Source organism: Rathayibacter sp. AY2B3, from assembly GCF_002931755.1.
Taxonomy (GTDB): Bacteria; Actinomycetota; Actinomycetes; order Actinomycetales; family Microbacteriaceae; genus Rathayibacter.
In genome coordinates this window covers 44,430-63,052 of the sequence record NZ_PSUG01000001.1, presented here as the reverse complement: position 1 = coordinate 63,052, position 18,623 = coordinate 44,430, and the positions used below count along the sequence as shown (strand labels likewise).

Sequence of the window (18,623 nt, the reverse complement as noted above, 5' to 3'; positions counted from 1 at the left end):
GCGACGGGCGGAGGGGCTTGCGGCGGGGCGCTCAGGCCAGCTCGAGCACGTCCAGCGTCCAGGCGTACTCGAACGCGATCTCGCGCCAGCGCTCGTAGCGTCCGCTCACCCCGCCGTGTCCCGCGGTCATCTCGGTGCGCAGCAGCGCGGGAGCGCCGACCTCGCGGAGCCTGGCCACCCACTTCGCCGGCTCCACGTAGAGCACCCGGGTGTCGTTGAGGCTCGTCGTCGCGAGGATCCGGGGGTACTGCACGTCCTCGCGGACGTTCTCGTAGGGCGAGTACGACTTCATGTAGGCGTAGACCTCGGCGTCGTGCAGCGGGTCGCCCCACTCGTCCCACTCGATCACCGTGAGCGGGAGCGACGGGTCGAGGATCGAGGTGAGCGCGTCGACGAAAGGCACCTGCGCGAGGACGCCGGCGAACGCCTCCGGGGCGAGGTTCGCGACCGCGCCCATCAGCAGGCCGCCGGCCGACCCGCCCTGCGCGACCAGGCGGTCCGGAGTGGTGAAGCCCGCGTCGACCAGGTGCCGCGCCGCGGAGACGAAGTCGGTGAAGGTCGTCCGCTTCGCCAGCGTCTTCCCGTTCTCGTACCAGGAGCGGCCCATCTCGCCGCCGCCGCGGACGTGCGCGATCGCGAACACGACTCCCCGGTCCAGCAGCGAGAGGCGCGCGATCGAGAAGCCCGGGTCGATGCTGGCCTCGTAGGAGCCGTAGCCGTAGAGGAGGAGCGGCGCGGGGGCGGCGTCCGGGTCGGCGGCGTCGCGGCGCCAGACGAGCGACAGGGGCACCCGCGTGCCGTCCTCGGCGACCGCCCACTCCCTCCGCTGCACGTAGAGCGCGGGGTCGTAGTCGCCGAGCACGGGCTGCTGCTTGAGCACCGTGCGCTCGCCCGTCGCGACGTCGAGCGCGAGCACGGTCGAGGGGGTGACGAACGAGGTGTAGGCGAGGCGGAGAGAGGGCTGCTCCCACTCCGGGTTCCCCGCCGGGCCCGCGTCGTAGAGCGGCTCGTCGAAGACGATCTCCTCGAGCCGCGCTCCGGTGCCGTCCTCGCGGAGCAGCCCGAGCCGGGTGGCGCCGTCGGCGCGGTAGGAGACGACGACGTGCCCGGCGAAGGCGTCGACGCCCTCGATCCGACGGCCCTCGCGGTGAGGCACCACCACGCGGCGCTCGCGGGCCCGGGCGTCGGCGTCGAGCGACAGGTCGGCCGGCTCCTCGACGATCTCGAAGTCGAGGGCGCCGTCGTTGTGCACGATCAGCAGGCGGTCGCGCCCGTCGACGACGGCGTGCTCGACCTCGTACTCCACGCCCTCGCGGCGCGGCCACACCGAGCGGAAGGAGCCCGTCGGGTCGGACGCGTCCAGCAGCAGGCACTCGCTCGTGATCTTGCTGCCGATCTCGATGACGAGGTAGCGGCGGCTGCGGGTGAGGCCCACGCCGATCCAGTAGCGCTCGTCGGGCTCGGCGAAGACGACCTCGTCCGGGGTCCCGGCGCCGACCTCGTGCCGCCAGACGGTGTCGGGGCGCCAGGACTCGTCGACGGTCGGGTAGAAGACGAAGCGCGCGTCGGCACCGAAGGTCGCTCCGCCGCCCGTGCCCTCGATCACGTCCGGCAGGTCCTCACCGGTCTCGAGGTCGCGGATGCGGAGGGTGTACCGCTCGTCGCCCTCGACGTCGGTGCCGAAGAGCAGCCGGGTGCCGTCGGCCGACACGTCGAAGCTGCCGAGTGAGAAGAAGTCGTGCCCGTCCGCCTCCGCGTTGCCGTCCAGGACGACCTGCTCGCCCTCGAGCGGACCGCCCTCGGCGATCGACGGCGGCGTCCAGTCGTCCGGCCCGCTGATCGGCGCCCGGCAGTGCACGGCGTACTGGCGGCCCTCGTAGGAGCGCGAGAAGTACCACCAGGAGCCCTCCCGGACGGGGACCGAGAGGTCGGTCTCCTTCGTCCGCGACCGGATCTCCTCGAACAGGCGCTCGCGCAGCGGGGCGAGAGGAGCGAGCACCGCCTCGGTGTACGCGTTCTCGGCCTCGAGGTGCGCGATCACCTCGGGGCTCTCCTTCTCGCGCAGCCACTCGTAGTGGTCGACCACCACGTCGCCGTGGTGGCGGCGCTCGAGGGGGACGCGGCGGGCGACGGGCGGAACGGGCGCGGTCATCGCTCCAGCCTAGGGCGAGGGCACCCCCGGCCGCCCCGGGGTGCCGCAGCAGCGTCGGGCGTGATCACAATGGAGCATGGCCAGCGGTGCGGAGAACGAGTCGGCGACGTCCCGGGCGGGCGGTGCGCGGAGAGTGCAGACCGAGGTCGAGCGCAAGTACGACGTCGACGCGGGCACCCGGCTGCCCGACCTGACCGGCGCCGGGAGCGTCGCCGGCGTCCGCACGGAGGAGCCGGTGACCCTCCGCGCCGAGTACTTCGACACCGCCGACCGCGCTCTCTCCAGGGCGCGGATCACGCTGCGCCGCCGCGAGGGCGGATCCGACCAGGGCTGGCACGTCAAGCTGCCCGGCTCCTCCGGCCGCACGGAGATCCACGCGGAGCTCACGGCCGCGCGCACGGTCCCGTCCGCCGTCCGCGAGCCGGTGCTCGGGCAGGTGGGGCGCGCGCCGCTCGAGCCGCTGGCGCTCCTGGAGACGGTCCGCTCGATCACCCGCGCCCTCGACTCCCACGGGCGGGAGCTCGCCGAGATCGCCGACGACCTGGTGACCGCTCGCGACCAGCGCACCGGCCGCGAGCGGCGCTGGAGGGAGTGGGAGGTCGAGCTCGTCGACGTCCCGCGGGACGAGGGCGAGCGTGTCCTCGACGAGATCGAGCGGCGCCTCCTCTCCGCGGGCGCCCGCCCCGCCGCCAGCGCCTCCAAGCTCGCCCGGGCCACCGGCGGCCCGATCCACGAGACGGTTCCGGATCCGCGGAACGGCGGGGAGGCGGCGCTCGCCGCGGTCCGCTCGCTCCTGCGCGAGCTGCGCGCCGTCGACCCGCGGGTGCGCCTCGAGGCCGATGACGCCCTGCACCGGATGCGCGTGCTCGCACGCCGGCTCCGCTCCGTCCTCGCCGCCTCCCGCTCCGTGCTCGACCGTGCGGCGACCGACCCGGTGCGGGACGAGCTGCGCTGGCTGGGCGGGGTCCTGGGCGCGGCCCGCGATCAGGAGGTGCTCGCCGAGCGGTTCCGCGCCTCCCTGGCGGCCGTCGAGGGCGCCCCGAGCACTCCCTCCGCCCTGCTGGAGGAGATCGAGCACCGGCACGCCTCGGCGCTGCGCCGCGTCGACCGCACTCTGCGCGGCGGCCGCTACCTCGCGCTCCTCGCCTCGCTCGACGCCGTGCTCGCGGACCCGCCCCGCACTGCGCGGGCGGGCTCGAGCGCGACTGCGCTGGTGCGCCGCTCCGTCGCGAAGGAGCTCGCGCGCATCTCCGCGGCGGGCGCCGCTTCGGCCGGGGGCGCGCTCGAGGTCCGGCACGACCTGCGGAAGGCGGCGAAGCGGCTCCGGTACACCGTGGAGGCGTGGCGCTCGGTCGTCCCCGAGGCCGTCGGCGCCCGGCGCCGCTCGCTCGCCGAGGCGGGCGAGGACCTCGCCGACGCCCTGGGGGAGGAGCGGGACGCGCTCGCCGCCCGCGCGCTGATCCTGGAGGAGGCCGATCGCAGCGGGGAGGGGGCCTTCGCGCTGGGGGTCGTCGCCGCCGAGGAGCGTCGCCGCGCCAGGCGGGCCGCGAAGGCCGCGGAGAAGGCGAGGGACCGTCTGGAGTCGCTCTCGCGCTGACCGTGCGGGCCCGCGGTCGCTGTCAAGACGACGCCCCGGTCACACAGACGAAATCCACGGCGGATAATGTGAATCATGCCTTCCGTCCGTGCTCTTCCGTCACCGCTCCTGCGCCCGCGCCACTTCGACCGCGACGACGTCGTGGTCCATGCCGGCCTGTTCTCGCTGGTGAACTCGAGTACGACGCCGCGCGCGGCCTGGACCGAGGACCTGATCGCCATCGGCGAGGTCCTCGACGCCGCCGAATTCCCCTACCGCCTCATCCGCGGCACCGACGGCTCGCCCTTCCTCGCGGTGGACCGCGTGCTCGGCGCCGAGCTGGCGACGCTGCTGGCGCGCGCCTTCGCGACCGAGCCCTTCTACGCCAAGACGGTCGACAAGCGGGGCACCCCGCCGCAGCTCCTGGCCGAGGGCGTGCTCGCGCCGTATCCGCGCGCCTCCGTCTTCAAGCTCTTCCGCCCGCGCGTCTCCTCGACGGGATCGCTGCGCTACGGCGCCCGCAGCGGCGTCCGCCTCGAGCTGTGGAAGGTGGGCGAGGAGGAGATCATCACTCCCGCCGAGAACGCGCTCATGCGCAACAGCCTCCCCGTCGCCGAAGCCATCGACGCCCACGTCGAGGCGTACGGCCGCACCTGGCCGACGTTCGAGGGCATGTTCGAGCCGCTCGTCAGCGACATCCGCTTCGAGGTCGACATCGTCTTCTCGTGGGTCGACGGCACCGACCTGGAGTTCCAGCGCGCCCGTGCGGCCCGGATGGCCAGCTACGTGGTGGGCGAGGGCGACGACGCTCCGGCGCGCTTCCGCCAGATCGACGAGCTCAAGTACGCCCTGCGCAGCGTCTACATGTACGCGCCGTGGATCCGGCACATCTACATCGTCACCGACTCCCCGCGCCCGCGCTGGCTGGACGAGCACCCGGACGTCACCCTCGTGCGCAGCGAGGACCACTTCCGCGACCTCTCGGTGCTGCCGACGCACAACTCCCACGCGGTCGAGAGCCAGCTGCACCGCATCCCGGGGCTGGCGGAGCACTTCCTCTACTCCAACGATGACATGTTCTTCGGGCGCCCGGTCGACCCGTCGACCTTCTTCTCGCCCGGGGGTATCACGAAGTTCATCGAGGCGACGACGCGCATCGGCATGGGCGACTCCAACGCCTCCCGCAGCGGCTTCGAGAACGCGGCCCGCGTCAACCGGCGCCTGCTCCGCGAGCGCTTCGGCGCGATGACGACCCGTCACCTCGAGCACGCCGCCACGCCGCTCCGCAAGACCGTGATGGCCGAGCTCGAGGCCGAGTTCGAGCCGGAGTTCACCGCGACCGCCGCGAGCCGCTTCCGCTCCGCGAGCGACGTCTCCGTCACCAACTCGCTCTACCACTACTACGCGCTGATGACCGGCCGCGCGGTCGTGCAGGAGAACGCCTCGGTGAAGTACGTCGACACGACGATGCACCAGGGGCTGAAGGACATGCGCAAGCTCCTCAAGAACCGCGGAGTCGACTTCTTCTGCCTCAACGACGGCAGCTTCCCCGAGATCTCGGCGGAGGCGCGCACCAAGGCCGTCATCGGGTTCCTCGAGGAGTACTACCCGATCCCGGCTCCGTGGGAGCGCGAGGACTGACCGTGGGCTGGGCCGTCGGGGGAGCGGTGGCCGGGCTGCTTCTCGGCCTGGCGAGCTCGCTCGTGTTCCCGGGCATCGGAGTGGGAGCGGGCGTCGGCGTGGGCGTCGCGCTGGCCGCGGCGCTGGCGTTCGCCGGATGGCTGTTCGCGCGGGACCGCGCCGGCGGCTCCGGGCGCTGACGTGTCCGCGGCTCCGTTCGGAGGAGGCGTGTGCCTGCGATCCGCAGGGGCCTGTGCGATCTGCAGGGGTCGGTCCGATCTGCAGGGGCCTGTCCGATTTGCAGGGGTCCGTACGATCCGAAGGGGCCAGTGCGATCTGCAGGGAATGTCGACCATCGTGGATTCTGCACGAGGATGAGAACGCTCTCCGGACCGGATCTCCTGCAGATCGCACACCGATCTCCTGCAGATCGCACACCGACCGGACCGGATCTCCTGCAGATCGCATGTTCTCCTGCAGATCGCACGCTCCCCGGTGAAGGAGCCGCTTCCTCCCCGCACTGTGCGATGTGCAGGGGCCGGCGCGATGTGCAGTGGCCGGTGCGATCTGCAGGTGGTGGGGCGATCTGCAGGGGATCTCGATAGTCGCGGCCTCGTCGAGCGGATGAGATCGATCTCCGCGCTGGACGGCCTGCAGATCGCACCCTCCCCTGCAGATCGCACGCGGCAGGGTGGCGTGCCTGCAGATCGCACACCGCGGCGAGGAGGGCCTGCAGATCGCACGCGACGCCCGGGAGGGCCTGCAGATCGCACGATCTCCTGCAGATCGCACGATCTCCTGCAGATCGCACGCCCCCAGGCGGGCGGAGCCCGGCGGGCCCTAGGCGCTGACGCCCACCGGCTCCACGAGCGGCGGGTACAGAGCCTCGTCGCGCGAGACCGGGGCCGCCGTCGCCGCGGCGATCTCGACGCCGTGGTCCGCGAGGATGCGCTGGGTCTCGTTCGCCGAGACGTAGGACACCTCGGTCGAGGCGCCGATCGGCACGACCGAGTGCAGCACCGTGTCGTCGTAGACGTGGATCAGGTTGAACGCCTGGGCGCCGTTGCGGGCGCGGGTCGCACCCACCGGCACGTTGAGGTCCTGCGTGTAGCAGGTGGCCGACGCGACCGAGACGGGGATGCCGGCGAACATCGCTGTCGACGAGTAGTGCAGGTGGCCCGCGATGATGCTGCGGACGTCGGAGCCTTCGAGCACCTCCGCGAGGGCGGGCTGGTCGCGCAGCTCCACGAGGACCGAGAGGTCGAGCACGCTCGGCACCGGGGGGTGGTGCAGCGCGAGGATCGTGCCGTGGGGGGCCGGGCTGGAGAGCTCCTCCGCCAGCCAGTCGAGCTGCGCATCCGAGATCTCGCCGTAGTGGGCGCCGGGCACGGTGGAGTCCAGAGCGATGATCCGGAGCCCGTTCACGTCGTGCACGCGGTCGACCGGCTGCGTGGTCGGGAGCTGGTCGAGCAGCCCCGAGCGGAACGCGCCGCGGTCGTCGTGGTTGCCCATCACCCAGATCACCTCGGCGCCGAGGCGCGCGGCCGCGGGCTCGACGACGGCGCGCAGCTTCGCGTACGCCTGCGGCTCGCCCTTGTCGGCGAGATCGCCGGTGATGACGATCGCCTCCGGTCGTCCGCCGGACGCCTCCAGCTCGTCGAACAGGAGCCGCAGCTGGGCCTCGCTGTCGACGTCGGAGCCGTAGAGGCCGCCGTCTCCGGCGATGAAGTGGGTGTCGCTCAGGTGAAGGATGAAGTGGTTGGGCCGGGGGTACTCGGCCTGGCGGAGGGACATGATCCTCGGGTTCCACGATCGGCGGGAGCCGGATCACGCGACCCGGCGTCGGCACTTGCGCTCTGTCTCAGCGGAGGCGACCCCGCTGGAACCAGTCCATCATCGCGGGGTGAACTCCCGGCCAACACCGGTCGGCGCGTCATCGAACGGTTCTCCCAGGTTGCCGGTCGCTGCGCGGTCCTCCCGGACCCCGGAGGACCACCGCACGGGACGGATCCCCGCCGGGCGCGCTGCCGGAGGCCCGGCCGACCGACCCGGATCAGAGCCGGGCGAGCAGCCGCGCGTAGAACGCGATCGCGCGCTCGAACTGGTCGGTCTCGACCGACTCGTCGACCCCGTGGATCCCGAGCTGCTGCCGCGGGCTGATCTCGAACGGGATGAAGCGGTAGACGTGGTCGCTGATCGCGTGGAAGTGCCGCGCGTCGCTGCCGCCGGTCTGCACGTAGGGCGCGACGACCGCCTCCGGGAACGACTCCTGGACGACCGCGCGCAGCAGGTCGTACGGCCCTCCGTCGCCGGGCTCGCCGGTGGGGGAGACGGGGGAGGGCTCGTGGGCGACCTTCACCTCGACCTCGACCTCGGGGTCGTCGATGACGGCGCGGATGCGCTCGACCACTCCCGCGACCGTGCCGCCGGGGTTGATCCGCACGTTCGCCGTGGCGCTCGCGCTGGAGGCGAGGACGTTCGCCCCGGTGCTGCCCCGCAGCTCGGTGATCGCGACCGTCGTCCGCAGCATCGCGGCCGAGCGGTTGGAGTGGGCGGCGAGCGCGCCGATGACGGCGTCCGGGTGCTCGTGCGGGCGGGCGTACCAGACGGCGTGGGCCGCGTCCGCGTGGTCGGCAGCGGCGCGCACCAGCTCTGCGATGGGCTCCGGGAGGGTGGAGGGGAACGGGTTCTCGGTCAGGCGGTGGATCGCCCTCGCGAGCCGCTGGGTCGCGAGCAGCCCGGGCGGGGGCGGCGGAGCGGAGGCGTGGCCGCCGACGTCGCGGCAGGTCAGCTCGAGGTTCATGATCCCGCGCTCGGTGACGCCGATCACGGCGATCGGGGTGGTGACGCCGGGCAGGATGCCGCGCCGCACGTTCCCGCCCTCGTCGAGCACGAGGCGGGGGCGGACCCCGCGTGCTCCGAGCAGGGCTACGACCGAGGGGGCGCCGTCGCCGGCCGTCTCCTCGTTGTGCGTGGAGAGGAGGTAGACGTCGTTCCGGGGCCGCTCGCCCCGGACGACGGCGGCCTCGACCGCCTCGAGGAGGGCGACGAGGGAGCCCTTGTCGTCGAGGGCGCCGCGCGCCACGACGGAGGTGCGGCCGTCCGCTCCGACGACGGTCTCGGCCGCGAACGGGTCGTGCGACCACTCCGCCGCCGTCACGCTGACCACGTCGTAGTGGGCCATCAGCACGGCCGGCTCGCCCGGCTCCTCGCCTCGCCAGCGCCAGAGGAGGGAGTGGCCGGCGACGGTCTCGGACTCCAGCGCCGCGTGCAGCGCCGGGTAGAGCTCGGCGACGAGCTCCCGGAAGGCGTGGAAGCGGCTCCAGTCGGTCGCCGACTCGTCCGAGTGGGACACGGTGTCGACGCGCAGCAGGGCCTGGAAGCGCTCGAGCGCGGTCGTCGTCACCGGGCTAGCCTACGACGGCGGTGCCGGGCCCCCGGCCCGCCGGAGCGGAGGTGCGCGGTGGGACTGCCCGAGGTCTGCGTCGTCTACGTCCTCCGCGACGGCCCGCGGGGTGCGGAGGTGCTCCTCGGCCGGAAGCGCCGGGGCCTCGGCGAGGGCCGCGTGGTCGCCCCCGGCGGCAAGCTCGAGCCCGGCGAGTCGCCCGTCGACGCGGCCGTCCGCGAGCTGCAGGAGGAGGCGGGGCTCGTCGCCCTCCCGGCCGACCTGGAGCCACGCGGTGTGCTCGACTACTCCTTCCCCCACCGGCCCGCGTGGAGCCAGCGCTCCCACGTCTTCCTCTGCCGCCGGACGACGGGCGACGTCGCCGCGTCCAGCGAGCTCGCGGCCGCGTTCGTCCCGGTCGAGGAGGTGCCGTTCGACCGGATGTGGGACGACGCGCGCCTGTGGCTGCCGGACGTGCTGCGCGGCGGCCCGCCGGTCCGCCTCCGGGTCGAGTTCGGCGCCGACCTCGCGACCGTCGCCTCCTGGGGACCGGCCGACGCTCAGACGAACGCTCCCGCCACCAGCAGCGCCAGCAGCGAGATGACCGAGGCGATCGAGAGCGTCAGCGAGTAGGCGGTGAACGTGCCCCGCACGGTGAGGCCGAGCACGGACTTGAAGAGCCAGAACGCGTTGGCGTTGACCATCCCGAGGAAGAGCGCGCCGGAGCCGGCGGCCAGGGCGATCAGCGCCGGGTTCACGTCGAGCACGGGGATCAGCGGAGCGACGATTCCGACCGCGGTGATCGCGGCCGTCGAGACCGAGCCGATCGCTGCGTGCAGCACAGCCGCGACGACCCAGGTGAGGAGGATCGGCGAGAGTGCCCGCCCGTCGAAGGCGCCGGCGAGCGCGTCGCCGACCCCGGTTCCTCCGACCACGGCGGCGAGGCTGCCGCTGACTCCGGTCAGGATGACGATCGGGCCGCTGCGGGTCAGAGCTCCGCCCAGTGCCGTGGACACGGTGCCTTTCGGGAGCATCCGCAGTGCCGTCGCGTAGGCCAGCACCAGGCCGGCCAGCAGCGCGATGTGCGCGTCACCGAGGAACCGCAGGAGCGGGACGTCGAGCTCGGCCAGCTGGGTGAGCGAGTTCGTGGCGATCAGCACGATCGTGAGGGCGATCGGGGCGACGGCCAGCGCGAGCGGCACCCGCCGCGTCGCGAGCGCCGTGCCTCCCGTGGCCGCGCCCGCCTCGGACTCCGGAGCGGGTCCGGAGACCGCCCCTCCCTCGAGGTCGCGCTCGTCCCGCCAGCCGCCGCGCTTCACCAGGGCGCTGTACACCAGCACGGTCAGCACGATGGTGACTATGCCCAGCGGGGCGCCGATGGCGACCATCGACGGCAGGGGAGCGCCCGCGATGCCCGCCGTGGCCAGCGCCGCGGCTCCGGGGACGACGAAGACCACGCCCACGATCATCCCGACGATGGAGGAGCCGGCCAGCAGGCCGTAGCCTCCGGCGCCGAGCCCCCGCGAGGCCAGACGGGTCAGCGGTGCGCTCATCACGACGAGCACGTCGGAGTAGATCGAGGGGAAGGCTACGCCGAGGGTCAGCGCGTACGCGACCGGGAGCGCGCGCCGACCGAAGCGCGCCACGAGCCAGCGGGCGAGCAGCGGAGCCACGCCCAGCGCCTCCAGGAGCGACCCGAGCAGCAGTCCGAGCGCGATCAGCAGGCCGATGTCGCCGAGGACCGCGCCGAATCCGGACGTCATCGCCGTCACCGTCCCCTCGCCGCCCTGCCCCGAGACGAGGCCGAGCCCGAGGGCCGAGACGAGGAGGGCGATCACCGGCTCGACCTTCAGCACGACGATCAGGACCACGACGGCCACGATCGTGAGCAGGATGAGGAGCACGGGCCAGTAGTCGATCATGGGCGGTCCTTCTGTCGGGGAGGGGGGCCGGAGACCGGGTCGCCGCGAGCCGTGCGGCCCTGGGCGTGGTGCGCCGTCGAACGGACGATCGCGCGGATCCGCGGAGCCGGAGAACGCCGCGGAGATGCGGCGCGTCAGCGGAACATACCGATCGTCGACCCTGCTCCCCGGCGTCGTCGACTTCTTTCGTCACGCAGAGTCGTGAACACTCGAGCCGGATTCGCACCGTGCTACTTTCGCCGGGCAGACGTCCTCGGGGGGAGGACGCAGCCGCATCTCTCCTCCGTGGTCACCCGCATCGGGACGGGCTCAGCACCCTCCCCCCGCCAGGCGTCCTCCGTGGGACGCCGCCGTCAGCGGACCACCCCCGACAGCGACGCGATCCGGTCCCGCCGGACGCGCCCGAGCGCAGCAGGAGAACCACCTATGACGGCACAGATCATCGACGCGTCCGATCTCGACGAGCTCCGGCGCGTCGGGCAGGAGCTCCGCGAGGGCGCCACCGTCATCGCGCAGACCGACACGAACTACGGCGTGTTCGCCAGCCCCTTCTCGCGCAGCGCCTGCTCCCGCCTCTACGACATGAAGAAGCGGGACGGCGCGAAGCCGCTCACCCTCTTCGTCTCCGCGCCCCGCGACTGGGCGACCTGGGCCTTCGCCCCGGAGACGGCCGACATGGACGCGCTCGTCGCAGCGTTCTGGCCGGGGCCGCTGAACGTCATCCTGCGCCGCAAGCCCGTCGTCCCGGACTGGGTCACCTCGGGCCAGGACACGGTGTCGGTCGTGCACAACCTCAGCGCCCCGATCAACCTGCTCTCGATATTCGCGGGCCTGCCGCTCGCGGCCACCTCCGCCAACATCAGCGGCACGGTGTCGACCGGACTCGTCGACTTCGACCTCGCCGCGGAGCACCTCGGCGGCGACAGCGACTACCTGATCCGCAGCACCACCGCCCCCGACTCCACGATGAGCAGCACGATCGTCTCCCTCGTGGGCGGCGCGTCGATCGTCCGTCAGGGCGACGTGGGCGCCGACGCACTGCGCGTCGTCGTGCCCTCCCTTGTCTGACCTCGGGCGCGGGGACGCATCGCGCGGCCGCAGCGCCGCCGGGCTGATCACGGTCTACCGGATCGTCTCGCGCGCCTACTTCCACCTGCCCGTGGTCGCAGTGTTCCTGCTGGCGAGGGGGTACCCGATCCTGGCCGTGGCGCTGCTGCTGGCGCTCTACGGAGTGGTGGCGGCGCTCGCCGACGGCCCGCTCTCGCCCCTCACGCGCCGCCTGTCCTCGGCTGGGGCGCTCGTCTTCGGCGAGGGCGTGAAGGCCCTCGGCCTCGTCGTGATCGTGCTGAACGCGGATCCGGTCGCCGTCGTGATCAGCCAGCTGCTCGCCGGCTGCGGCTTCGCGCTGACGGCCGGGCGGGACGCCGCGCTGGCCTCCTCGCTGCGCGATGGAGCCGATGCCCGCCGCCAGGAGACGCGGGTGCAGAGCGGGATGTTCCTCGCCTCCTTCGGCGCGGGAGTGCTCGGGGCCGCCTCGCTCGCGCTCTGGGACCGGCTGCCGTTCCTCCTCAGCGCGCTCGTGTCGTGCGCCGCGCTGGCCGTGGTGCTCCTCGCCCGCCTGCCGCTCGGCGCGAGCGCCGCCTCGGGAGCGGCGGCGCGCGCGGTGCGGCCGGCCGTCCTGCCCGCCGCGGTGCGCTTCTGGTCCCTCTACTACTCCGTGAACCGCGCCGTCCTGCTCGCCGCTTACACGTTCGTGATCCCGCTGCTGCTGTTCCAAGAGCTGCGACTGACGCTGCCCGCGTTCGGCCTGGTGCTCGGCCTCTACACGCTCGCCGGCCTGGCCGCCGCCCGGCTCTCACCGCTCATCGCCGGCACGCCCCTGGTCTTCAGGCTGACGGCGCTCACCCAGGTGCTGGGCCTCGCCCTGACCACCCTCGGGGTGCTCGGTGCCGCGATCGCCGGCCTCGCCCTGCTCGGGATCGCGGGCGGCTTCGTGAGGCCCGCGACGATGATCGCCCTGGCGCCCGCGATGAACGGGCTCGAGGACGGCGCCCGGGTCGCGGTGATGCGAAGACTGGAGCGCAACCAGGGGATCCTCCAGGCCGTCCTGCTCATCGGCGCCGGGATCCTCGTCCCTCACACGGGAGGGACCGCGCCGACCCTCGTCGTCCTCGTCGTCCTCGCGGTCCTCGCGCAGACGATCGGGGCCGTCTCGATGCGGCGACAGGAGAGGAGGGCCGTCACCGCAGAAGCGGAGTGACAGAGGAAGTCCGGGACGAGCCCGCGGGCGGCGTCCCTCATCCACGTGCAAGGAGTGAAGCAATGCAGCCCATCTACACGTTCTCCGATTCCGACCGATCGGCCCTCCAGCAGTCGCTGCTGGCGATCGCCATCGATCCCTACAAGGACTACGACCGCTTCCGCGACGCGATCGCCGCGCTGATCGACAGCGGCGACGTCCCGCAGGGCTTCGTCGACGCGCTCGCCCGCATCCGGCGCGAGCGCGACGAGAAGATCACCTACGCGCACCTGATCTCGAACAACCCGGTCGACGACGAGATCCCCTGGCTCGACCAGGACGACGCGCTCGAGGACAAATACCGCAAGAAGCTGACCTTCGTCGGCGAGGGCCTGCTCGAGCTGCAGTCGCAGTACCTCGGATCGCCGCTGCTGGCGTACGCCACCCGCAACAACGGCGACTTCTTCCAGGACGTCTACGCGGACAACCGCTTCTCGAACACCCAGACGCAGAAGACCGACGGCGAGCTGTACTGGCACAACGAGCGGACCGCGCACCCGGTGCGCGCCGACTTCATCTCGCTCCTGGGGCTGCGCACGCCCGAGACCGACCTCGTCTACACGAAGTACGTCGACGGCCGCGAGATCCTGCGCTTCATCTCACCCGAGAACCAGGCGCTCCTGCGCGAGGCGGTCTACATCACCCCGTTCGACGAGCTCTCGCGCGCCCAGAACAAGAACCAGATCGTGTCGGACCAGCACGCTCTGCTCGAGAACGAGCACAGCTTCCGCTACTACGACACCCGGACGGTGCCGGCCGACCCGGACGACCTGCCGCACCTGTGGGCGCTCTGGCAGTTCCGCGATGCGCTCTCGAAGGTCAGCGAGCAGTACCACCGGATCCGCGACGCGGACCTGCTGATCATCGCGAACCAGGACGGCCTGCACAGCCGTCAGCTCGTCGACGTCCAGGACCGCGACAAGACCCGCTTCCGCTGGCTGCTGAAGACGTACTCGTTCCGCGACGCGGCGACCGCGGACCGCCACTCCGACTACTGGCTCGACGGCGTCCGCGGCCGAGTCACCGACTGAGAGAGAAGGAGAACGACATGACCGATCTGACCAGGAGCACGCCCCCGCACCCGCTCGACTTCCTGCCCGCGACGGCGCCCCTGGAGGTGTCCAGCGACGACGTGACCGACGGCGAGCGGCTCGCCGAGGCCCAGGGGAGCGGCGACACCAGCCCGTCCCTGCGCTGGAGCGCCGGCCCCGAGGGCACGCAGTCGTACGCCGTGACCGTGTTCGACCCCGATGCGCCGACCCTCGGCGGCATCCACCACTGGGTCCTGGTCGACATCCCGAAGGAGGTCACCGAGCTGGCCGCCGGCTCGACGGACGTGGGGCGCCCGGCGCTCAACGACCTCGGGTCGCTCGCCTACGCCGGTGCGGCCCCGCCGCCCGGTGACCGCCCGCACCGCTACCTCTTCACGGTGCACGCGCTCGGAGTGCCGACGCTGCCGGTCGACGAGTCGACTCCGGCCTCGCTGGTCGGCTTCCATCTGACCGTCAACACGCTCGCGCGAGGCTCGCTCACGGCCCTCGCCTGAGCCGTCCCGTCGGCGCGCGCGGCGCGGACGGGCGCGCACCGGGCACCGGAGTCGATCCGGAGCCCGGTGCGCGTCCGTTCGCGGCATCACCGCCGCGGACGACGGGAGGCGATCCGCTAGGCTTCCGCTCGGCCGGGGCCCCGCCCATGGCGTCTCTGGACACCACGAAAGGGAAAGAATGACCAGCACGACGGTGATCGAATGGCGTGAGCAGGCTCCTGCGGAAGCGGTGGACGCGCTCTACGCCCCCGGTGGACTGGTCGTCTGCGCGACCAAGGTCGGCTACATCCTGATGACGACCGACGGAGCGGGCCTCGAGCGCAAGTTCTCGGCCAAGCAGCGCAACCGCAACAAGCCGGGCGTCGTGCTCTGCTCCAGCATCGAGCAGCTCACCGAGCTCGCCGAGCTCAACGAGGAGGTCCTCGCCTTCTACCAGAAGCACTGGGACCAGGACGTCCTGCTCGGCTGCATCCTCCCGTGGAAGGCCGAGGCCGTCGACCTGATCGACGAGGACGCCCGCGAGCTGGTCCGCGACGGACGGGGCACCAGCTGCTTCGTCATCCGCTTCGGCCGCCCGGCCGAGCAGCTGGTCGCCACCATGTGGGAGCGCGACCGCACCCTCACCTTCGCCAGCTCGGCCAACCCCTCGGGCGTGGGCAACCGCGGCCGCGTCGCGAACATCGGCGAGCGGATCGAGAACGAGGCCGACGTCATCGTCTCGGCCGACTCCTACGTCTCCTCGATCCAGCCGGACAAGGACGAGGACTCCCGCCACGAGCAGGGCGTCATGGTCTCGATGGTGGACGCCTCGGGCGCCCTCATCCCCGTGCAGGGCGGCGAGCGCTCGATCACCCCGGGCCCCGTGCTGATCCGCCGCGGCCTCGACTACGAGCGCATCATGCTGAACCTCGCCGAGCAGTTCAACTCCTGGGACTACCGCCAGGGCGAGTACTACTGATCCGCTAGCGGAACGGCGCGACGGCCGGGCCGGGACTCACCCCGACCCGGCCGTCGGCGTACCCGGCGTCAGAGCTCGAGCACGTCGCCGGGCTCGAGCGCGTGGTACTGCCCGCCGCCCTCGCGCACCGCCCAGCCGAGCCGGTCGTGGCCGAGCGAGCGCCCCGCCTCCGAGAGCACCTGCTCGTGGGTCGCGAAGGCGTGCCGCGGGGCGAGCTCGAGCACGTAGTCCATCGCCTCGGCGATCTTCATCCACGGTGCTCCCGAGGGAGCAGCGAGGATCTCGACATCGACGCCCTCCGGCACTGTGAACGAGTCGCCGGCGTAGTAGACCCGGCCGTTCACCAGGACGCCCACGTTGTCGATCACGGGGATGCTGCGGTGGATCACCGCGTGACGGGAGCCGAAGAAGCGCAGCTCGAACGGGCCCACCGTCACGACATCGCCGTCGGCGACCGTCTCGACGTCGAAGCCCTCGGCGGCGGCGGCGACCCCGGCCGGGCCGAGGATCCGCAGCGACGGGGCCGCGTCGCGCAGGCGCTGCAGCTGCTCCGGGGTCCAGTGGTCGGCGTGCTCGTGGGTGAGCACCACGGCGACGGTGTCGGTCGTCCCCTCGACGGGCCGGGTGAAGGACCCCGGATCGATCACCAGCCGGGCGCCGTCCTCCTCGATCAGGACGGCGGCGTGCTCGAGTTTCGTCAGTCTCATGCCCCGAGCCAACCGCCTCGGCGGGCGGCGGGCAAGGCCGGGGCCGAGCGGAGACCGGATGGGCCGGGCGCTCGATTTGCGTCGATGCGGATCCGTGTGCAACACTCTTCGAGTTGCAAAAACGCGGCCCCATCGTTTAGCGGCCTAGGACGTCGCCCTCTCACGGCGGTAACGCGGGTTCAAATCCCGCTGGGGTCACCACGGCAACACGAGAAGAACCCCCGGTCTGACCGGGGGTTCTTCTCGTTTAACACCCTGGGTGCTCGCCCCTCGGCACCCGCTCGACGCGCTGTGTCGATCGTCACGTCCCCGCTCCGCCGCCCCGAGGCGGCATCCGAGTGGATCGGCGCTAGGATCGCATCCGCGAAGGGGAGTATCCCGCCTTTCCGCTCCCGTCAGTACGCACCGCCCCTGCGCGGCGCCGGGGGCGGGACGGGTGACGCGGACCGGCACGGCCGTCCGCTCCCCGGGGAGAGACTTTCGGCCCCCACCCACTCGGAAGGCCCTCATGCTCGATCTGCCCGTCTGGTTCGTGATCGGCTCGTTCGTCGTCCTGAGCCTGATCCTCGCCGCCGACCTGCTGCTGGTCTACAAGCGCCCGCACGTGCCGAGCCTGAAGGAGTCCGGCCTCTGGGTCGGCTTCTATGTCACGCTCGCGCTGATCTTCGCGCTGGCGATGTTGATCCTCGGCGGCGGCGAACTCGCCGGCCAGTTCGTCGCGGGCTGGCTGACCGAGTACAGCCTCTCGATCGACAACCTGTTCGTCTTCGTCATCATCATGGGCCGCTTCGCGGTGCCGGCGAAGCTGCAGCAGGAGGTGCTGATGGTGGGCATCATCATCGCGCTGGTCTTCCGCGGGATCTTCATCCTCCTCGGCGCGCAGCTCATCGAGAGCTTCAGCTGGATCTTCTACCTCTTCGGCGCGTTCCTGGTCTACACGGCGTGGAACCAGGCGTTCGGCAAGGAGGACGAGGACGAGGGCACGGACAACCTGCTCATCCGCCTCCTGCGCAAGCGCGTGAAGATCTCGGACGAGTTCGACGGCTCGAAGATCCGCACGGTCAAGGACGGAACCCGGTACTTCACCCCGATGCTGATCGTGTTCCTCGCGATCGGCTCGACCGACCTTCTCTTCGCGCTCGACTCGATCCCGGCGATCTTCGGCATCACGGAGAGCCCGTTCATCGTCTTCACCGCGAACATCTTCGCCCTGATGGGGCTCCGCCAGCTCTACTTCCTGCTCGGCGGCCTCATCGACAAGCTCGAGTACCTCAAGTACGGCATCGCGTTCATCCTCGCCTTCATCGGCGTGAAGCTCGTCCTGCACGCCCTGCACGAGAACGATCTGCCCTTCCTCAACGGCGGCGAGCCCGTGCCGGTGTGGGACATCGACACGATCACCTCGCTGGTGGTCATCGTCCTGAGCATGACCGTCGCGACGCTCGCGAGCCTGGCGAAGATGCGCCGCGAGCACCGCCACATCGAGATGCACGACGGGCACCCCGAGGTCGTCTCGGACGATGCCCGCTCGGCCGCCGAGGAGAAGTGACCCCGCGATGACGACCACCACCGTCGACCTGCCCCAGGGGGCGCTGCGCCTCGCCGTCAGCAGCAGCACCGACGTCGGAGCCGTCCGCCGGGTCAACGAGGACTCCCTCCTCGCCGACGAACTGCTGCTCGCGGTCGCCGACGGCATGGGCGGGCACGCCCGCGGCGACCTCGCGAGCGCCGCCGCGGTCGGGGCTCTGCACGAGAACCGGCCGACGGCCCTCGGACCGGTCGACGCGGTGTTCGACCTGGTCGAGGGCGCCAATTCGGCGGTGCGCGCACTGGACGTGGGCGGTGCGCTCTGCGGCACGACCCTCACCGGGCTGATGCTCGTCCTCCCCGAGCCGGCCGGGCCCGCGCGCTGGGCGCTGTTCAACGTCGGCGACTCGCGCGTCTACCGCTGGGACGGGACGGAGCTCGAGCAGCTGACCGTGGACCACTCGGCCGTGCAGGAGCTCGTCTCGGCGGGTCTGCTCACGCGGGAGTCGGCCGAGTCGCACCCCGACCGCAACATCGTCACCCGCGCCCTCGGCGCCGACGAGGAGGTCGAGACGGACGTCTGGACGCTCCCCGTCGTTCCGCGCGCCAGCTACCTGCTCTGCTCCGACGGACTCACGAAGGAGCTCCCGGACGAGCGGATCGCGGCGCTGTTCGCGCGGCGCGACTCCGGGGACCCGGCCGACCTCGCTCAGGCGCTCGTGGGCGCGGCGGTGGAGGCCGGCGGTCGGGACAACGTGACCGTCGTCGTCGTCGACGCGGTGCTCGACGCCCGCGCCTGAGCCCGTCGACCGCGCGCCGCCGGCTCCCGGGAGCGGGGGAGCGCGGTGCTATTCTCGGTCCATGCTGAGTGGCCCGCACCTCCTTCCGTGCCGCGACGAGACCTCGATCTGACGGCCTCCCTCGTCGCGGT

At 72.1% G+C, this 18,623-nt stretch carries 16 protein-coding genes and 1 tRNA gene; 12 read left to right on the top strand and 5 right to left on the bottom strand.

The genetic code is table 11. The features are described 5' to 3' along the window. Positions 1–31: 31 nt before the first annotated feature. Positions 32–2,152 (bottom strand): S9 family peptidase, encoded by a 2,121-nt coding sequence (locus C5C24_RS00285; RefSeq protein ID WP_104304020.1) that lies wholly within the window; start codon positions 2,150–2,152, stop codon positions 32–34. A 76-nt stretch (positions 2,153–2,228) separates the two neighbouring features. On the opposite strand from C5C24_RS00285, the gene C5C24_RS00280 reads away from it, so the two are divergent. The 3 genes from C5C24_RS00280 to C5C24_RS17755 all read left to right on the top strand — a co-directional run bounded on the left by C5C24_RS00280 (position 2,229) and on the right by C5C24_RS17755 (position 5,548). After that, a complete protein-coding gene (locus C5C24_RS00280) occupies positions 2,229–3,749 on the top strand; it encodes a CYTH and CHAD domain-containing protein (RefSeq protein ID WP_104304019.1) in 1,521 nt (506 codons plus the stop codon). 75 nt (positions 3,750–3,824) lie between these two features. Continuing rightward, positions 3,825–5,369, top strand: a complete 1,545-nt coding sequence (locus C5C24_RS00275; protein ID WP_104304018.1) for a stealth family protein — start codon at positions 3,825–3,827, stop codon at positions 5,367–5,369. Positions 5,370–5,371: 2 nt separating this feature from the next. After that, positions 5,372–5,548, top strand: coding sequence for a hypothetical protein (locus tag C5C24_RS17755; RefSeq protein WP_181109951.1), 177 nt, complete (start codon positions 5,372–5,374; stop codon positions 5,546–5,548). A gap of 640 nt (positions 5,549–6,188) precedes the next feature. Here C5C24_RS17755 and C5C24_RS00270 read toward each other — a convergent pair. Further along, positions 6,189–7,142, bottom strand: coding sequence for a phosphodiesterase (locus tag C5C24_RS00270; protein ID WP_104281549.1), 954 nt, complete (start codon positions 7,140–7,142; stop codon positions 6,189–6,191). Positions 7,143–7,401: 259 nt separating this feature from the next. Further along, positions 7,402–8,754: a M20/M25/M40 family metallo-hydrolase gene (locus tag C5C24_RS00265; protein WP_104281548.1), complete on the bottom strand. Its 1,353-nt coding sequence runs from the start codon at positions 8,752–8,754 to the stop codon at positions 7,402–7,404. 57 nt (positions 8,755–8,811) lie between these two features. On the opposite strand from C5C24_RS00265, the gene C5C24_RS00260 reads away from it, so the two are divergent. After that, positions 8,812–9,366: an 8-oxo-dGTP diphosphatase gene (locus C5C24_RS00260; protein ID WP_181109952.1), complete on the top strand. Its 555-nt coding sequence runs from the start codon at positions 8,812–8,814 to the stop codon at positions 9,364–9,366. On the opposite strand, the gene C5C24_RS00255 is transcribed toward C5C24_RS00260, so the two are convergent. Then, on the bottom strand, positions 9,294–10,655 hold the full coding sequence (locus C5C24_RS00255; protein WP_104276525.1) for a GntP family permease: 1,362 nt from the start codon (positions 10,653–10,655) through the stop codon (positions 9,294–9,296). The genes C5C24_RS00260 and C5C24_RS00255 overlap by 73 nt on opposite strands. 426 nt (positions 10,656–11,081) lie before the next feature. Between C5C24_RS00255 and C5C24_RS00250 the strand changes: the two genes are divergently transcribed. From C5C24_RS00250 to C5C24_RS00230, 5 genes are all read left to right on the top strand, one after another. Further along, on the top strand, positions 11,082–11,723 hold the full coding sequence (locus C5C24_RS00250) for an L-threonylcarbamoyladenylate synthase (protein ID WP_104304017.1): 642 nt from the start codon (positions 11,082–11,084) through the stop codon (positions 11,721–11,723). Further along, positions 11,716–12,915, top strand: coding sequence for a hypothetical protein (locus tag C5C24_RS00245; protein WP_104304016.1), 1,200 nt, complete (start codon positions 11,716–11,718; stop codon positions 12,913–12,915). The genes C5C24_RS00250 and C5C24_RS00245 overlap by 8 nt, the downstream gene beginning before the upstream one ends. Before the next feature lie 62 nt (positions 12,916–12,977). After that, positions 12,978–13,985, top strand: a complete 1,008-nt coding sequence (locus tag C5C24_RS00240) for a TauD/TfdA family dioxygenase (protein WP_104281545.1) — start codon at positions 12,978–12,980, stop codon at positions 13,983–13,985. 17 nt (positions 13,986–14,002) lie between these two features. Continuing rightward, positions 14,003–14,500, top strand: a complete 498-nt coding sequence (locus C5C24_RS00235; RefSeq protein ID WP_104281544.1) for a YbhB/YbcL family Raf kinase inhibitor-like protein — start codon at positions 14,003–14,005, stop codon at positions 14,498–14,500. A 178-nt stretch (positions 14,501–14,678) separates the two neighbouring features. Next, positions 14,679–15,458: an L-threonylcarbamoyladenylate synthase gene (locus tag C5C24_RS00230; protein WP_104223084.1), complete on the top strand. Its 780-nt coding sequence runs from the start codon at positions 14,679–14,681 to the stop codon at positions 15,456–15,458. A 68-nt stretch (positions 15,459–15,526) separates the two neighbouring features. Here C5C24_RS00230 and C5C24_RS00225 read toward each other — a convergent pair whose 3' ends face one another. Continuing rightward, positions 15,527–16,165, bottom strand: a complete 639-nt coding sequence (locus tag C5C24_RS00225) for an MBL fold metallo-hydrolase (RefSeq protein ID WP_104304015.1) — start codon at positions 16,163–16,165, stop codon at positions 15,527–15,529. Positions 16,166–16,290: 125 nt separating this feature from the next. Here C5C24_RS00225 and C5C24_RS00220 point away from each other — a divergent pair. From C5C24_RS00220 to C5C24_RS00210, 3 genes are all read left to right on the top strand, one after another. Further along, positions 16,291–16,366: transfer RNA gene (locus C5C24_RS00220), tRNA-Glu, on the top strand. Between the two features lie 307 nt (positions 16,367–16,673). Further along, on the top strand, positions 16,674–17,714 hold the full coding sequence (locus C5C24_RS00215) for a TerC family protein (RefSeq protein WP_104304014.1): 1,041 nt from the start codon (positions 16,674–16,676) through the stop codon (positions 17,712–17,714). Positions 17,715–17,721: 7 nt separating this feature from the next. Continuing rightward, positions 17,722–18,492: a PP2C family serine/threonine-protein phosphatase gene (locus C5C24_RS00210; RefSeq protein WP_104276532.1), complete on the top strand. Its 771-nt coding sequence runs from the start codon at positions 17,722–17,724 to the stop codon at positions 18,490–18,492. The last annotated feature ends 131 nt before the right edge of the window (positions 18,493–18,623 follow it).

Bases quoted from the DNA above. Each gene is read 5' to 3' on its own strand.
- C5C24_RS00285 (WP_104304020.1), bottom strand. From the start codon at position 2,152: ATGACCGCGCCCGTTCCGCCCGTCGCCCGCCGCGTCCCCCTCGAGCGC.
- C5C24_RS00280 (WP_104304019.1), top strand. From the start codon at position 2,229: ATGGCCAGCGGTGCGGAGAACGAGTCGGCGACGTCCCGGGCGGGCGGT.
- C5C24_RS00275 (WP_104304018.1), top strand. From the start codon at position 3,825: ATGCCTTCCGTCCGTGCTCTTCCGTCACCGCTCCTGCGCCCGCGCCAC.
- C5C24_RS00270 (WP_104281549.1), bottom strand. From the start codon at position 7,142: ATGTCCCTCCGCCAGGCCGAGTACCCCCGGCCCAACCACTTCATCCTT.
- C5C24_RS00255 (WP_104276525.1), bottom strand. From the start codon at position 10,655: ATGATCGACTACTGGCCCGTGCTCCTCATCCTGCTCACGATCGTGGCC.
- C5C24_RS00250 (WP_104304017.1), top strand. From the start codon at position 11,082: ATGACGGCACAGATCATCGACGCGTCCGATCTCGACGAGCTCCGGCGC.
- C5C24_RS00240 (WP_104281545.1), top strand. From the start codon at position 12,978: ATGCAGCCCATCTACACGTTCTCCGATTCCGACCGATCGGCCCTCCAG.
- C5C24_RS00235 (WP_104281544.1), top strand. From the start codon at position 14,003: ATGACCGATCTGACCAGGAGCACGCCCCCGCACCCGCTCGACTTCCTG.
- C5C24_RS00230 (WP_104223084.1), top strand. From the start codon at position 14,679: ATGACCAGCACGACGGTGATCGAATGGCGTGAGCAGGCTCCTGCGGAA.
- C5C24_RS00225 (WP_104304015.1), bottom strand. From the start codon at position 16,165: ATGAGACTGACGAAACTCGAGCACGCCGCCGTCCTGATCGAGGAGGAC.
- C5C24_RS00215 (WP_104304014.1), top strand. From the start codon at position 16,674: ATGCTCGATCTGCCCGTCTGGTTCGTGATCGGCTCGTTCGTCGTCCTG.
- C5C24_RS00210 (WP_104276532.1), top strand. From the start codon at position 17,722: ATGACGACCACCACCGTCGACCTGCCCCAGGGGGCGCTGCGCCTCGCC.